Origin of the sequence: Hydrogenophaga sp. H7 (genome assembly GCF_002025745.1) — a bacterium.
In the GTDB taxonomy this organism is placed as follows: domain Bacteria; phylum Pseudomonadota; class Gammaproteobacteria; order Burkholderiales; family Burkholderiaceae_C; genus Hydrogenophaga; species Hydrogenophaga pseudoflava.
Genome location: NZ_MCIC01000012.1, coordinates 367,202 through 381,148 on the forward strand (window position 1 = coordinate 367,202; position 13,947 = coordinate 381,148).

Annotated in this window: 12 protein-coding genes; 8 read left to right on the forward strand and 4 right to left on the reverse strand. The window is 67.2% G+C overall.

The window, feature by feature from the left end; translation table 11 throughout:
* Window positions 1-4: 4 nt before the first annotated feature.
* The gene (locus BC358_RS08245; protein WP_079365445.1) at window positions 5-1,768 is read right to left on the reverse strand and encodes a DUF2235 domain-containing protein; all 1,764 of its coding nucleotides are present in this window, start codon (window positions 1,766-1,768) and stop codon (window positions 5-7) included.
* A gap of 140 nt (window positions 1,769-1,908) precedes the next feature.
* Here BC358_RS08245 and BC358_RS08250 point away from each other — a divergent pair, with 140 nt between their 5' ends.
* On the forward strand, window positions 1,909-2,730 hold the full coding sequence (locus BC358_RS08250; protein WP_079365446.1) for a hypothetical protein: 822 nt from the start codon (window positions 1,909-1,911) through the stop codon (window positions 2,728-2,730).
* 95 nt (window positions 2,731-2,825) lie between these two features.
* On the forward strand, window positions 2,826-3,230 hold the full coding sequence (locus tag BC358_RS08255; protein WP_066157845.1) for a hypothetical protein: 405 nt from the start codon (window positions 2,826-2,828) through the stop codon (window positions 3,228-3,230).
* 27 nt (window positions 3,231-3,257) lie between these two features.
* On the opposite strand, the gene yghU is transcribed toward BC358_RS08255, so the two are convergent.
* Complete coding sequence (yghU, locus tag BC358_RS08260; RefSeq protein WP_079365448.1) at window positions 3,258-4,082, reverse strand: glutathione-dependent disulfide-bond oxidoreductase; 825 nt, start codon at window positions 4,080-4,082, stop codon at window positions 3,258-3,260.
* Window positions 4,083-4,211: 129 nt separating this feature from the next.
* Between yghU and BC358_RS08265 the strand changes: the two genes are divergently transcribed.
* The gene (locus tag BC358_RS08265) at window positions 4,212-5,759 is read left to right on the forward strand and encodes a PAS-domain containing protein (RefSeq protein ID WP_179130036.1); all 1,548 of its coding nucleotides are present in this window, start codon (window positions 4,212-4,214) and stop codon (window positions 5,757-5,759) included.
* Between the two features lie 19 nt (window positions 5,760-5,778).
* On the opposite strand, the gene BC358_RS08270 is transcribed toward BC358_RS08265, so the two are convergent.
* Window positions 5,779-6,738: a chemotaxis protein gene (locus tag BC358_RS08270; RefSeq protein WP_079365450.1), complete on the reverse strand. Its 960-nt coding sequence runs from the start codon at window positions 6,736-6,738 to the stop codon at window positions 5,779-5,781.
* A gap of 169 nt (window positions 6,739-6,907) precedes the next feature.
* Here BC358_RS08270 and BC358_RS08275 point away from each other — a divergent pair, with 169 nt between their 5' ends.
* A complete protein-coding gene (locus BC358_RS08275) occupies window positions 6,908-7,537 on the forward strand; it encodes a hypothetical protein (RefSeq protein WP_066158161.1) in 630 nt (209 codons plus the stop codon).
* On the opposite strand, the gene BC358_RS08280 is transcribed toward BC358_RS08275, so the two are convergent.
* Window positions 7,534-8,472 (reverse strand): M14 family metallocarboxypeptidase, encoded by a 939-nt coding sequence (locus BC358_RS08280; RefSeq protein WP_079365451.1) that lies wholly within the window; start codon window positions 8,470-8,472, stop codon window positions 7,534-7,536. The two genes, BC358_RS08275 and BC358_RS08280, sit on opposite strands and share 4 nt — an antisense overlap.
* Before the next feature lie 43 nt (window positions 8,473-8,515).
* Between BC358_RS08280 and BC358_RS08285 the strand changes: the two genes are divergently transcribed.
* The 4 genes from BC358_RS08285 (at window position 8,516) to truA (ending at window position 13,947) form a co-directional block, all read left to right on the forward strand.
* Window positions 8,516-8,833 carry a DUF2322 family protein gene (locus tag BC358_RS08285; protein ID WP_079365567.1) on the forward strand — a complete coding sequence of 106 codons (318 nt, stop codon included), beginning with the start codon at window positions 8,516-8,518 and terminating at the stop codon, window positions 8,831-8,833.
* A 243-nt stretch (window positions 8,834-9,076) separates the two neighbouring features.
* Complete coding sequence (gene asd / locus BC358_RS08290) at window positions 9,077-10,207, forward strand: aspartate-semialdehyde dehydrogenase (protein WP_066157830.1); 1,131 nt, start codon at window positions 9,077-9,079, stop codon at window positions 10,205-10,207.
* 282 nt (window positions 10,208-10,489) lie between these two features.
* A complete protein-coding gene (locus BC358_RS08295) occupies window positions 10,490-13,102 on the forward strand; it encodes a FimV/HubP family polar landmark protein (RefSeq protein WP_306292789.1) in 2,613 nt (870 codons plus the stop codon).
* Between the two features lie 47 nt (window positions 13,103-13,149).
* On the forward strand, window positions 13,150-13,947 hold the full coding sequence (gene truA, locus BC358_RS08300; protein WP_079365453.1) for a tRNA pseudouridine(38-40) synthase TruA: 798 nt from the start codon (window positions 13,150-13,152) through the stop codon (window positions 13,945-13,947).

A 13,947-nucleotide genomic window follows, 5' to 3' on the forward strand; every position in this document is an offset into this window, starting at 1 on the left:
GGGGTCAGGTCCACCCTGCGCCCCGACCTCCCGCCCTGCCCGGCCACATCACCAGCCACACCACCCCCACCAGCCCCAGCCACTTCAGCAGCGCGAGCAGCGACATCAGCGCGCCGGTGATGGCCGCGACGAAAAAGTACTCGCTGTGGGTGAGCGTGACCGTGAGCCAGGTGAACAGGTTTTCCCCCACGTCGGAAAACACCATCAGCGGCAGTGCCCAGCCCAGGCGGTTGAGCCAGCGCGAAACGGGCTGCCCGACGCGCCGCAACCCGGCGCCGCGCGCAAACCCGGCCACGCAGAAGCGCGACAGCACCTGGGCGTAGGCCACGATGAGCCCCAGGTCCCACAGCAGCGACCAGCGCGGTGAGCCGAACAGGTTCACTTGCTGCAACCCCGTGATCAGGCCCTCCCAGATCTGTCCCCTTTGGACAGCGGCCAGACCGTCGTAGAACCAGAACATCTGCCAGCGCACAAAGTCCAGGTTGGTGGCCAGGAACGCCGGGTAACTGGAGACCGCCTGCCACAGGTCGGCCCGGAAGCTCAGTTGCGCATAGTGTTCGGACTTCAGCAGCATCTGCCCGATGCCGCCGTACAGCACCAGGAAGGCCAGGCACCAGCCGAGGATGGGCAGCCAGGGCCGGGGCCGCGCCCAGTCGGTGTCTTTCGGGAAGGCCACGGCAAGGGACTGGACGCTGGGGTGTTCTTCGGCGGGGATGGTCTGCCGGCCGCCGGCGCCGTCGTCGACCCGGCCCGGCGTGCGCACCGCCATGCCGGTGACGGCCCACAACGGGGTGCGGTGCAGTTCGCTGTGGGCCACGGGCACCAGCGGCTTGGGGCTGGGCAGGTCGGCGTACAGCGCTTCCAGCACCTGCTGGTCGGTCATGGGCTGGCCGTCTGCCGCACTCAGGCGAAGGCCACATTGCACGGCTTCGCCCACCAGCCACCCCATGGCCCGGTCGGCCAGCGCCAGTCGGTCGGGCGTGTAGCCGCCCCCCACGTCGCAATGAGCGCCAGAGAACCAGAGCTGTTTCAGCGACACGGGCAGACCGCGGTCGGACCGGTACTGGCCGTTGGGGTCGACGTACTGCCGGGGAGCGAACTGCGCGCGGTATTCGTCAAGGGCCAGCGCCTGCCGGACGTTGAGGAAGCGCTTGCCGCCCACGTCGGCGCGCGCGGTGAACTGTTTGGAGAACGGCGGCATGCCCACGGACGCCACCGTGTCCCAGACGCCCACGAAATGGATGTTGACGTGCTGTTCGAAGGGGTCGGCGAACAGCTGCGTGGCCTGCCGGGCGATGCGGCGCGCGCTCTCGCCGCGGCTGTCGCGGTCCGAGAAGTAGACGTGCAGCAGCGACGGCACCATCGAGACCATGTGCGGCTGCAGGATGCCGAACATGTTCACCAGCCCCGCCACACTGCGCGCCGTGAAGGCCCCGCGCGAAAAGCCGAAGACGTAGAGCTCGTCGCCGGGCTGGTAGCTCGACATGAGGAACTGGTAGCACTCGGCCATGTTCTCGTAGACCCCGCGGCCGAAGGCTAGGCCGGCCAGCCGCTCGCCGTAGCGGTTGATGCTGTCCCACACGGTGGCGCCGGGCAGCTCGCCCGGGTTGCCGACGCCGGGGTCGTAGAACACCAGCTGCTGCTCATCGCCGTGGGTGCGGAGCAATTGGCACAGCCGCACGACGTTGGTGTCGTTCTCGCCACCAGTGAGGTTGTTGTTGGTCCCGTCGCAGCAGAGCACGATCTGGCGTGGCGTCGAAGCGTTCATGGGTCTGCTCCTTCACAAGCCGTGGGAGCTGCAAGTGTGATCCGAAAAATGACCGGCCACTCCCCCCTGAATGAGGGAGGCGCAGGCCTGCGTTGAGGAGTAGCTTGGCAGCACCTCTCACCAACCATTCGGAGGTTTCCATGGGCGACACGAACGACAAGCCACCGGCCAAAGAGGGCTGGCTGGTCAAGCTGAATCTGGTGCTGACGATGGTGCTGGCGGCACTGGGTTTCTGGCTGAACTTCAACTCCCAGCAGCAGAAGCTGGCCTTCGACGAGCAGAAGCTGGCCATCGAAAAGCTGCAGTCCCTGCTGGCCACGAACCGCGATCAGCGCGAGGAGCGCGGCTCGCGCGAGCAGATGCGGCTGCAGCTGTTCGACAAGGTGTCGGTCTCCCTGCAGAAAGGCGAGGACCGGCATGTCGAGGCGGCGCGCGCGCTGGTCGAAAGCCTGCTGTCCACGAACGACCCGGTCGAGTCCGAGCTCCGGGTGGGCCTGATCCGCGCGCTGTCCCTGGGCGCGCCGCCGGCCAAGCAACAGGAGCTGATCGAGGCCGCCAACAAGGAAGCGACTTTCAGGACCGAGCAGAAGGCACTGGAAGCCGACGTGCTGCGGCGGGCGGAAAAGCCCTTTGCACGGGAGAGCCCCCTGGCTGCATACCGGGTGGATGTCTTCTACTGCGCCGGGGTGTCGGCGGCCGCCAATGAAAGCAAGGCCCAGTGGGTCCAGAAAACGCTCAGGGAACGCATCGCTGGCATACAGGTGCGGGTCAGGGAACTGGCGCCGTCCATCAACGCCAGTCCGGGCTATGGCATCACCCGCAGCGAGGTGCGATATGAAACCGCCACGGAAGCCCGCGCCGCCGAAGAGCTGGCCAGCATCCTCTCCACCGGCGGCACCCGGCTGCCGCTGAGGCCCGTGAACAACGCCACGCCCCTGTACCTGAGCGTGTTTGCCTGCTGACCTGCGGCTTTGTCCTACACGCGCCTCAGGCTTCGTCGGACGCGCGGGCTCTGCGGGTTCAGGGATGATCGGTCCACCATCACAGGAGACCCACCATGAATGCACTGGCTTGCAGCGTTTTCTCCGTCGCCCTCTGTGGATCCCTCGTCCCTGCGTGGGCCGCGGGCGACCGGCCGTCCGTGCAGGCGCAATACCAGGCCGACCGCCAGGCCTGCCTGTTGCTCACCGATCCCGTGGCGCGGCAGGACTGCCTGCGAGAAGCCGGAGCGGTGCGCCAGGAGGCGCTGCAGGGTCAGCGTGCGCCCACACCCGATGCCGCCACCCTGACCCGCAACGCCTTGGTGCGCTGCCAGGTGCACCCGGCGGGCACCGAGCGCGACATGTGCGAACGCATGGTGCGGGGCGAAGGCCGGGTGCAGGGTGATGTGGCCAGCGGCGGTGTGTTGCGCGAGCTCACGGTGACGGTGCCCGCCCCGACGCCGGTCGACGCCGCGCGTTGACTCCGAAGCACCGCTGGCGGGGCCGCTTCAGTGCCGCTCGGGCACCTGCCCTGCCTCGTCGCCCCACACGCGGTTGATGCGGCGGCCACGCTGCACGGCCGGGCGTTCGCCGATGGTCTGCGCCCAGCGCAGCACGTGCGTGTACTCGTGCACCGAGAGGAACTCGCCCGCGTTGTAGATCTTGCCCTCGACCAGGGCGCCGTACCACGGATAGATGGCGATGTCGGCGATGCTGTATTCGTCACCCGCCATGAAGGTGTGCGTGGCCAGGTGGCGGTTGAGCACGTCGAGCTGGCGCTTGGTTTCCATCGCGAAGCGGTTGATGGGGTACTCGAACTTCTCGGGCGCGTAGGCGTAGAAATGCCCGAAACCGCCGCCCAGGTAGGGTGCAGAGCCCATCTGCCAGAACAGCCAGTTCAGCGCTTCGGTGCGCGGCCCGTGGGCCTTGGGCAAAAGCTCGCCGAACTTCTCGGCCAGGTACAGCAGGATGGAGCCAGACTCGAACACGCGCGTCGGCGGTTCGGTGCTGCGGTCCAGCAGGGCCGGGATCTTGGAGTTGGGGTTGACCTCGACGAAGCCGCTGGAGAACTGGTCGCCCTCGCTGATCTTGATCAGCCAGGCGTCGTATTCGGCGCCGCTGTGGCCCAGAGCCAGCAGCTCTTCGAGCATCACGGTCACCTTCACGCCGTTGGGCGTGGCCATCGAATACAGCTGCAGCGGGTGTTTGCCCACCGGCAGGGCCTTGTCGTGCGTGGGGCCGGCGATGGGGCGGTTGATGTTGGCGAACTGACCGCCATTGGCCTGGTCCCAGGTCCAGACAGCGGGGGGGATGTAAGGGGTGTTGGTGCTCATGAGCCCATGCTAGTCCAGCGGCAGAAACCCTGCCATGGCACAACCCCAAAGAGGTGTGGCAAGCGCAGAGGCCCTGTGATAGCCTGCTCCGGGAAGATCCGCCACCGACCTGACCAGACGCCCGGGTCCATGCTGTCCACCCTCCACCACACCGTTCTGCAAAGCATCATCGACCACCTGCCCAGCGGGGTCACGATGTTCGATGCCGGGCAGCGTCTGGTGGCCTACAACCAGCAAGCGCGCAAGCTGCTGGATTTTCCGGACGAGCTGTTCGCCCACGGCATGCCCACGCTGTACGACTTTGCCCTGTTCAACGCACGGCGGGGTGAATACGGACCAGGCAACCCCGAACAGCAGGCACAGGCGGTGAGTGATCGCGCCAGGTCACTGCAACCGCATGTGTTCGAACGCCAGCGGCCCGACGGCACCGTGATCGAAATTCGCGGCACCCCCTTACCCACCGGCGGATTCGTCTCGATCTACACCGACGTCACCGAACGCAAGCGCTCCGAGCAGGAAACCCGCCGCCTGGCGGTCTATCTGGACGCCGTGATCAACGCGCTGCCGCAGGGCGTGACGGTGATCGACGAGCACTTGGTGATCCGGCTGTGGAACCGCAGTTTCGAGCAGCTGCTGGACCTGCCCGAGGGTCTGATGAAACCGGGGGTGACCTTCGAGGATGTGGCCCGCAGCAACGCCCAGCGCGGCGAGTACGGTGAAGTGGACGTGGAGGCCAAGGTGGTCGAAGCGGCTGCGCTGGCGCGCCAGTTCCTGCCGCACCGGCTGATCCGCCAGCGCCCGAACGGGCGCACGCTGGAGATCGTGGGCAGCGCCCTGAGCATCGACGGGCAGATCCGCGGCTTTGTCACCACCTACACCGACGTCACCGAGCTGCGCGAAGCCCAGCAAGCCCTGGAGCGACTGAACGCCGAGCTGGACCAGCGGGTGACCGAGCGCACACGGGCGCTGCAGGACCTCAACAAGGAGCTGGAGTCGTTCACCTACTCGGTGTCGCACGACCTGCGCACGCCGCTGCGCAGCATCCAGGGCTTTTCCACGCTGCTGCTGGAGACCGAGGCGGAGAAGCTCAGCGAGCAGGGCCGCACTTCGCTCCAGCGCATCCAGTCCAACGCCGGCCGCATGGGCTCGCTGATCACCGATCTGCTGTCCATGGCCCAGCACAGCCGGGGGGATCTGGACCTGCAGCAGGTGAACCTGAGCGCCATGGCGCAGGGGGTCGCCAACGAGCTGCAGCGGGCCGACCCGGACCGTCAGGCCGACTGGCGCATCGTGCCCGGGTTGTGGGTGCAGGCCGATCCGGGGCTGCTGCGACTGGTGCTGCAGAACCTGCTGGGCAACGCATGGAAGTACACCGCGCGGCGGGACATGGCGGTGATCGAACTGAGTGGTAGCGGCGAGATCGACCGCATGTGCTGGTTCGAGCTGCAGGACAACGGCGCCGGATTCGACATGCAGTACGCCGACCAGCTGTTCCAGCCCTTCCAGCGGCTGCACCGTCCGCACGAGTTCGAGGGCACGGGCATCGGGCTGGCAATCGTGCAGCGCATCCTGCAGCGCCACGGGGGCTCGATCAACGGACAGGCCGAGATCGGCCAGGGTGCACTCTTCCGCTTCTGCCTGCCCTGCGTGCAGGCCCAGGCGCCCCAGGGACTCTGAACCGCCCGGGACCTGGGGCTCAGTGCACGAGCACCTTTCTCAGGGCCGACGCCAGCTCGGAAGCCACGAACTTGGCCACGTAGGCGTCGGCGCCCACGGACTGCACATGGGCCTCGTTGGTCGAACCGGTGAGGGAGGAATGGATGACCACCGGGATGGACCTGAAACGCGGGTCCTGCTTGATGTTGCGCGTGAGTGTGAAGCCGTCCATGACCGGCATCTCCAGGTCGGTCAGCACCAGGGCCACCCGGTCGGCGGCCGAACGACCCTCGGCGCGGGCTTCGTCGTCGATCGACTGCAGCCGGTCCCAGGCCTCCTGCCCGGTCTTGGTCATGACAAAGCTCACCCCCATGGCGCCCAGCCCCTGCTCGATCAGCATGCGCGCGACCGGCGAATCGTCGGCGGCCAGCACGATCGAACCGGGAGGCAGGACCACCTGGTCGCCCACGGCGTCGAGGGCGGTCTCGTTGGCGGCTGCGGGCATCACGCTGCGCAGAATCTGCTCCACGTCCAGCACCTGCACCAGACGCGTGCTGCCGTTCTCGCCCGCCAGCTTGGCAATGCTGGTCACCAGGTCACCGCCATTGCCTTCGGCGGCCAGCACGTCGCTCCACTCCAGCCGCACGATCTCATCCACTTCCTCCACGGCAAAGGCCTGGGTGGTGCGGGCGTACTCGGTGACCATCAGGATGCTGTGCCCGCGCTTGGGCGTGCAGCCGACCATGGCGGGCAGGTCGATCACAGGAATGATCTGGCCACGGATGTTGGCCACGCCCAGCACCTGTGGCGGTGCGTTGGCGATGCCCGTGATCTTGGGCATGACCAGGATTTCGCGCACCTTGAAGACGTTGATGCCGAACAGCTCGCGGCGGTCGCTGCCGGGCGCCTCGCCCAGGCGAAACAGCATCAGCTCGAACTGGTTGTTGCTGGTGAGCTGCGCGCGCTCGTTGACGTCGTGCAGCGTGGTACTCAGGCTCATGGGGGGCTCCGGAGGGAATATCACTTGCAGGATACGAAGCAAGCGCCCAAGCCTAAGTCCGGATCAGCGCGGCGAAAACCCGCTTATTCACTCGCCCTGTGCACCAGCCGCAAAACGGAGGACACTTGATTCACAGTTCATGCCCGCCGCCAACCCACCCGCTCCCGCCATGACCCGACGCCCCCGAAAAGCCATCGACGCGGAACCCGCCAGCATTCCGGACGCTTCGCCCATCGGTCGGGCGCTGCTGTCGCTGATCGGCAAGGTGCCCTCCTCCCGGGAGCCGGTGAGCAGCGCACCCATGGACGACGCCCGCAAGGCGGCCAACGCTGCGGCGGCCAAGGCCGCGCTGGCCGCAGGCGCGCTGGCGCTGCCACCCGGCGTGGTGGGCTGGCTGACCATCCTGCCGGAGATGATGGGCGTCTGGAAGATCCAGCGGCAGATGGTGGCCGACATCGCAGCGCTCTACGGCAAACACGCCACGCTCACGCCCGAGCAGGTGGTGTACTGCCTGTTCCAGCACACAGCGGCGCAAGGGGTGCGCGACCTGGTGGTCCGTGTCGGCCAGCGCACGCTGGTGCGGCGCGCCTCGCCGGTGCTGATCCGCACGATCACGCGGCGGATCGGCGCCAGGCTGGCACAGAAGGCCGCGGGCAGAGGCGTGGCGCGCTGGATTCCGGTGGTCGGCGCTGTCGGCATGGGGGCCTACGCGTACTACGACACCGCACAGGTCGCAGCCACGGCCATCGACCTGTTCGAGGGCGTGATCGAGGTGGAAGCGGTGGAGATCGACGGTTAGCCACCCCGGCTGGCGAGTGCGAAGCTGATCGCTGCGCGCACTGCCGTGGTCTGCGCCAGATTGCATTGGGACGGTGTCGCCCGCGGGCTGTCCGGGTACACCTCGGTGGTCGTGGTGTAGCGCGCGCCCGTGATGCTGGCGCACAGGCCAAGCTCGCGCAACGGATACCGGATCACACCGGGCGCCACCAAGGGCGAGCCGATGATGCCACCAGCCGCATCTGCGGGCGCGATGTGCGTGACCCTGGAGACCTCGTCGATGATGGCCTGCTGGAACCCGGGTTGGGGGTTCTCGGTGTCGTCCACCAGATAGAAGCCATCGGGAATCGTGCCGGGTTCGAAGGTCTCGCCGTCGCGGGCCGCCTTGGCCGGCCGGAACTCGGATTCGTCGCTGTCGGTGGTTTCGTGCAGGTCGATGTGCGCGATGAACTGCCCTTTGAACGGCGCGACCAGACGCATCAGCGCCGCCGACTCGGGCGCCGGGCTCGGCTCGCGGAACGAGCGGTTGGGGTCGACGGCATCGTGGTTCCAGCGCTGGACGCGCTCATAGGCCCATGGACTGACGCAAGGCACCACCAGCAGGTTGACCCGGTCACTGAACGCCGCGGCATCCTGCGCCAGGAACTGCAGGGCGCCATGAACGCCACTGGTCTCGTAGCCATGCACACCGCCGGTGACCAGGACGACCGGCAAGTCGCTGCCCCACCCCCGACTGCGAACGGCCAGCAACGGCAGACGCCCGTCGCCGGACTCCACCTCTCCATAGGTCTGCACGTCGAAATGACCGCGCAACCGGTCCACCGCCGCCACCACGTCGTCGCGGTGGGAGCGCTGTCGCCGCTGGCGCGAGCGCCAGAGGGCCCGCTCTTCCGGGCCCCAGGGCTTGCCCGGCGTTCCGATGGGATAGAAGGATGTGGTGGCCTCTGAAGACGTCATGGACGGACTTTCTGTGGTGCGGTGGCGCAGCGACAATGCAGCCATGAATTTTGCCGAACACCTCAGAACCCTTCCGTCGGTCGCCCACCTCGCGTCGCTGGACCTGCTCGACGCCAGCGGCGCCCTGGTGGCGAGCATCCACAACCAGCCTGGCCAGGCCGGCTCGCTGGCGATCTACCACGCGCTGGCCAAGCAGTACGGCGGCACCATCACGCCCGAAGCCGCGGCACTGGGCCTGCAGTGGTACGGAGAACACACGGCGGACGCCCTGGCGAACCCCGGCAAGCACCCCAACATCGACCGGCTGCTGGCCTGGTCGCAGGGAACGGCCATCTATCTGGTGCGGCCGCACAACGCCTGACCGGCGGTCAGATTCACGTCAAGGGGCGTGAACTACAATTGCGGGCTATGTTTGACGCCAGCCCGTTCTCCCTGAACACCGCACCCGCCGCCATGGCCGGTGTTGCTGCGCGCGCAATCTCCATCAAAACCACGACCATTAAGGGCTGATCCAGCCTGGTTCGTCGTGCGCCCTCCCCGGCCAGACGAGCCGGGCAAGTCGGTCTGGTCTGGACCTGTTTATTCACTTGAAAGGGCATTCTCAATGAGCAAGTTGGTTGGTCTGGTCGGCTGGCGCGGCATGGTCGGCTCCGTTTTGATGGATCGCATGGTCGAGGAAAAGGACTTCGACCTGATCGAGCCGCTGTTCTTCTCCACCTCCAACGCCGGCGGCAAGGCGCCTGCCATGGCGAAGAACGAAACCACGCTGCAGGACGCGAACAACATCGACGCCCTCAAGCGCTGCGAAATCATCATCACCGCACAGGGTGGCGACTACACCAACGAGGTCTACCCCAAGCTGCGCGCCGCCGGCTGGAACGGCCACTGGATCGACGCCGCCTCCGCCCTGCGCATGGAAAAGGACGCCGTCATCGTGCTCGACCCGGTCAACATGCCGGTGATCAAGAACGCCCTGGCCAAGGGCGGCAAGGAATGGATCGGCGGCAACTGCACGGTCTCCTGCATGCTGATGGGCGTGGGCGCGCTGTACAAGGCCGGTCTGGTCGAATGGATGAGCACCCAGACCTACCAGGCAGCCTCGGGCGGCGGCGCCCAGCACATGCGCGAACTGCTGACGCAGTACGGCACGCTGAACGCCGAGGTGAAGGCCCTGCTGGACGACCCCAAGAGCGCCATCCTGGAAATCGACCGCAAGGTCATCGCCAAGCAGCGCAGCCTGAGCGGCGCCGAGACCGCCAATTTCGGCGTGCCGCTGGGCGGTTCGCTGATCCCCTGGATCGACAAGGACCTGGGCAACGGCATGTCCAAGGAAGAGTGGAAGGGCATGGCCGAGACCAACAAGATCCTGGGCATGGGCGAAGGTTTCGGCTCGGCGCCGATCCCGGTGGACGGGTTCTGCGTGCGCGTGGGCGCCATGCGCTGCCACAGCCAGGCCCTGACCTTCAAGTTGAAGAAGGATGTGCCGGTGGCCGACATCGAGGCCATGATCGCCGCCGACAACCCCTGGGCCAAGGTGGTGCCGAACACCCGCGAAGCCACCATCAGGGACCTGACGCCGGTGGCCGTGACCGGCACCATGAGCATCCCGGTCGGCCGCATCCGCAAACTGGCCATGGGCCCCGAGTACGTGGGCGCCTTCACCATCGGCGACCAGCTCCTGTGGGGCGCCGCCGAGCCGCTGCGCCGCATGCTGCGCATCCTTCTCGACGCCTGATTCGTCACTACTTCTTACTTACATTCACAAAAAAGCCGGCCTGCGCGCCGGCTTTGTCGTTGTGACGCCGCAACGCGAACAACGCCCGTGGGCCGACCAAAGGCCACCCCGGAAACTCAAGCGGATTCTCAGCTTGTCACCGTAATGCGTTGATGTTAAGGTCAATTCTCGGTTTTTTACGTCGAGGTTCAAGTGCCCAAATCCACCCGCCATACCCCCTTGTTCGGGACCATGACCACCCTCGGGGGCGTCGGTCGCAGAGGAACTTCGCGGTTACATGCCGTGGCAGCAGCTGCACTGCTGTCTGCCGGCCTCATGCAGCACGACGACGCGCTCGCTCTCGCGCTTGGTCGCGTGGCGGTGCAGTCCTCGTTGGGCGAGCCTTTGCGGGCCGAGGTGGATGTGCTCGAAATCACGCAGGAAGAGGCCTCCAGCCTGCGTGTCGGACTGGCGGCACCTGAAGCCTTCAGGTCCTCGGGCATGGACCTCAGTTCGGCCATCGCCGGGCTCCAGATCACCCTGCAGCGCCGGGCAGACGGCCGTGCATACCTGAGCGTGGTGGGCTCGCGCCCTGTCAACGAGCCCTTCGTGGACATGGTGCTGGAGGCCAATTGGTCGTCCGGCCGGCTGGTGCGGGAATACACACTGCTGCTGGACCCACCCAAGACCACGGCGGCGCCACCAGCACCGCTCAACGCTGCCGCGGCAGCACCTGCGCCAGCCCCGGCGGCTCGCAGCAATGCCGCCGCAGCACCCGCTGCCCCGAGCCGAGCGGCCACCCCATCGGCGGCCGCAACCCCCAAGGCAGACAAGCCCGCTGCGGCAGCCCCTGCGGCGGCCAAGCCGGCAGCAGCGCCCTCCGCCGACGGCCCGTCCAAACAGGTCACCACCAAGGCTGGCGACACCGCTGGCCGCATCGCAGCGGCCAACCTGCCCGCCAATGCATCGCTTGACCAGATGCTGGTGGCCATGCTCCGCGCCAATCCGCAGGCGTTCATCGGCAACAACGTCAACCGGATGAAAGCCGGCGCGATCCTGAACCTGCCGACCGAAGCAGCATCCATCGACGTCTCTGCCGGAGAAGCCAAGCGCATCGTGGCGGCCCAGAGCCGCGACTTCAACGAGTTCCGTCGCCGGCTGGCGGGTGCAGTCCCCGAAGCACCTGTGGCGGCCGCCGACCGCCAGGCGTCCGGCAAGGTGCAAACCGAAGTCGAAGACAAGAAGCCGGCCCAGTCGGCTCAGGACAAGCTGACGCTGTCCAAGGGCGCGGTTGCGGGCCAGGATGCCAAGGAAGACAAGATCGCCCAGGAACGCCAGGCCAAGGAAGCATCGACCCGGGTGGCAGAGCTTTCTCGCAACATCGACGAGCTGTCCAAGCTGGGACCGGCCGCGGCATCGGGTGCGCCAGCGGCTCCTGCAGCCAAACCCGCCGCCAGCACCCCGGCCCCGTCTCTGCCTGTGGGGGCTCCAACCGCACCAGCTGCGGCGCCCGCACCTGTGGCCGCCACACCTGCCGCACCCTCCCCGGAACCGGCCGCAGCCCCGGCCACCCCAACCCCTGCCGCGGAATCTGCACCTGCTCCGGCGCCCGAGGCACCTGCCGCCGCTGAGCCTCCTGCTCCCCCTCCGGCACCAGCCCCAGCTCCTGCACCGAAACCACGTCCAGCGCCTGCCCCCGCGCCTGTCGAAGAGCCGTCGTTTGTCGGCCAGCTGATGGACAACCCCATGGTGCTGCCTGGCGCGGCCGCCCTGCTGGCGTTGCTCGGAGGCTTCGCGTTCTACCGCACGCGCCAGAAGAAGAAGGGCAGCGGCGTCGACAGCTCCTTCCTGGAAAGCCGCCTGCAGCCCGACTCGTTCTTTGGCTCCAGCGGGGGGCAACGCATCGACACCAACGAAGCCGCGGCGTCCGGATCGTCCATGGTGTATTCGCCCAGTCAGCTGGACGCCGCCGGTGATGTCGATCCCGTGGCGGAGGCCGACGTCTACCTCGCCTACGGCAGGGACCTGCAAGCCGAGGAGATCCTCAAAGAAGCCATGCGCAGCGCACCCACCAGGGTCGCCATTCACAACAAGCTGCTCGAGATCTATGCCAAGCGCCGCGACTCGAAGGCTTTCGAGGTGGTCGCCACGGAGGCCTATGCACTCACGCAAGGCCAGGGACCGGAGTGGGAGCACGCCTGCGAACTGGGCAAGGAACTGGATCCTGCCAACCCGCTGTACCAGCCCGGAGGAAGTCCGGCGGTCAAACCCGGCGCGGCCGTGCCGATGGCCACCGGCGCCACCATCCCGTTTGGCAGCAGCACGCTGGGAGACAACGCCAAGTCGGGAGACGCAGGCGACCTGGATCTCGATCTGGACTTCATGGAAGAGTCCTCGCGCTCGCCGCTGGCTGCCGCCAACGGCAAGGCTGACGCTCCGGTGTCGGCAATGGACGACCTGTCCCAGACCGACGCCCTGACCCCTGAGCCCGCCCAGTTGGCCGACCCGGCGTCGCGGCCCATGGATTTCGATCTTGACTTCCCGTCGGACCCCATGCCGCTGACCTCAATGCCCGCGGCAGAGCAGCCTACTTTCGACCATGCGGAAGTCCTGCCCGACTTCGACATCGAGACACCGGCGAGTGCGCCCGCAGCTGCACCAGCCTCTCCGGAACTGATGTCCTTTGATTTGGGCGACCTGAGCCTCGACCTCAATGGCAAACCCGAGGCGGGCGATCCGCTGGCAGGCAACGAGCTGGGCGCGGAAAGCCCGCTGGAAACCAAGCTCTCGCTGGCAGAAGAATTCCGCGCCATCGGCGATCTGGAAGGCGCGCGCTCCCTGGCAGAAGAGGTGCTGGCAGAAGCATCGGGCTCGCTCAAGACCAAGGCCAGCGCTTTCCTGGCAGACCTCTCCTGATCCTCGCCCTCTCTGCCCCCCTCCCCGACGCGCCCACACCGGCCCCGCTGCCGGCCGGTGGGCGCATCGCATTGGGCGTGTCCTACAACGGCCGGAACTACGACGGCTGGCAGAGCCAGCCCAGCGGCCAAACGGTCCAGGACAAGCTCGAAAGGGCCCTGGCCCGCTTTCTGGATGTGCCTGCGGTGAATACCCTGTGCGCCGGGCGCACCGATGCTGGCGTGCACGGACTGAACCAGGTGGTGCATTTCGACAGCCCGCTGGTGCGGCCCGAGAGTGCCTGGGTGCGAGGCACCAACAGCTTCCTGCCGCCCGACATCGCCGTGCAGTGGGCCCGGATCGTTCCACCGGGCTTTCACGCGCGCGCGAGCGCCACCGGCCGGCGCTACGCCTATGTGCTGCTCGAATCGCCCGTGCGCCCCAGTGTGGACCACGGACAGGTGGGCTGGGTGTTCCGTCCGCTGGATCAGCAAGCCATGCAAAGCGCGGCCAACGCGCTGCTGGGCGAACACGACTTCACCTCGTTCCGCGCCTCGGCATGCCAGGCTCACAGCCCGGTCAAGGACATGCGCCGCATCGAGATCGCCCGGCGCGGTGCCTACTGGCGCTTCGAATTCGAAGCCTCGGCCTTCCTGCACCACATGATCCGCAACATCATGGGTTGCCTGATTGCTGTCGGGACCGGGAACCGCCCGCCGTCGTGGATGGCCGAGGTGCTGGCCGCCCAAAGCCGCGACGCCGCCGCGCCCACCTTTGCACCCGACGGCTTGTATTTCCTGGGTCCGGTCTACGATGCGTCCTGGAACATCCCGGACCGCACACCCGCCTTCGACTGGTTGCCCTGA

Excerpts from the sequence above, each read along its gene's own strand:
- BC358_RS08245 (WP_079365445.1), bottom strand. The coding sequence starts at position 1,768 with ATGAACGCTTCGACGCCACGCCAGATCGTGCTCTGCTGCGACGGGACC.
- BC358_RS08250 (WP_079365446.1), top strand. The coding sequence starts at position 1,909 with ATGGGCGACACGAACGACAAGCCACCGGCCAAAGAGGGCTGGCTGGTC.
- BC358_RS08255 (WP_066157845.1), top strand. The coding sequence starts at position 2,826 with ATGAATGCACTGGCTTGCAGCGTTTTCTCCGTCGCCCTCTGTGGATCC.
- yghU (WP_079365448.1), bottom strand. The coding sequence starts at position 4,082 with ATGAGCACCAACACCCCTTACATCCCCCCCGCTGTCTGGACCTGGGAC.
- BC358_RS08265 (WP_179130036.1), top strand. The coding sequence starts at position 4,212 with ATGCTGTCCACCCTCCACCACACCGTTCTGCAAAGCATCATCGACCAC.
- BC358_RS08270 (WP_079365450.1), bottom strand. The coding sequence starts at position 6,738 with ATGAGCCTGAGTACCACGCTGCACGACGTCAACGAGCGCGCGCAGCTC.
- BC358_RS08275 (WP_066158161.1), top strand. The coding sequence starts at position 6,908 with ATGACCCGACGCCCCCGAAAAGCCATCGACGCGGAACCCGCCAGCATT.
- BC358_RS08280 (WP_079365451.1), bottom strand. The coding sequence starts at position 8,472 with ATGACGTCTTCAGAGGCCACCACATCCTTCTATCCCATCGGAACGCCG.
- BC358_RS08285 (WP_079365567.1), top strand. The coding sequence starts at position 8,516 with ATGAATTTTGCCGAACACCTCAGAACCCTTCCGTCGGTCGCCCACCTC.
- asd (WP_066157830.1), top strand. The coding sequence starts at position 9,077 with ATGAGCAAGTTGGTTGGTCTGGTCGGCTGGCGCGGCATGGTCGGCTCC.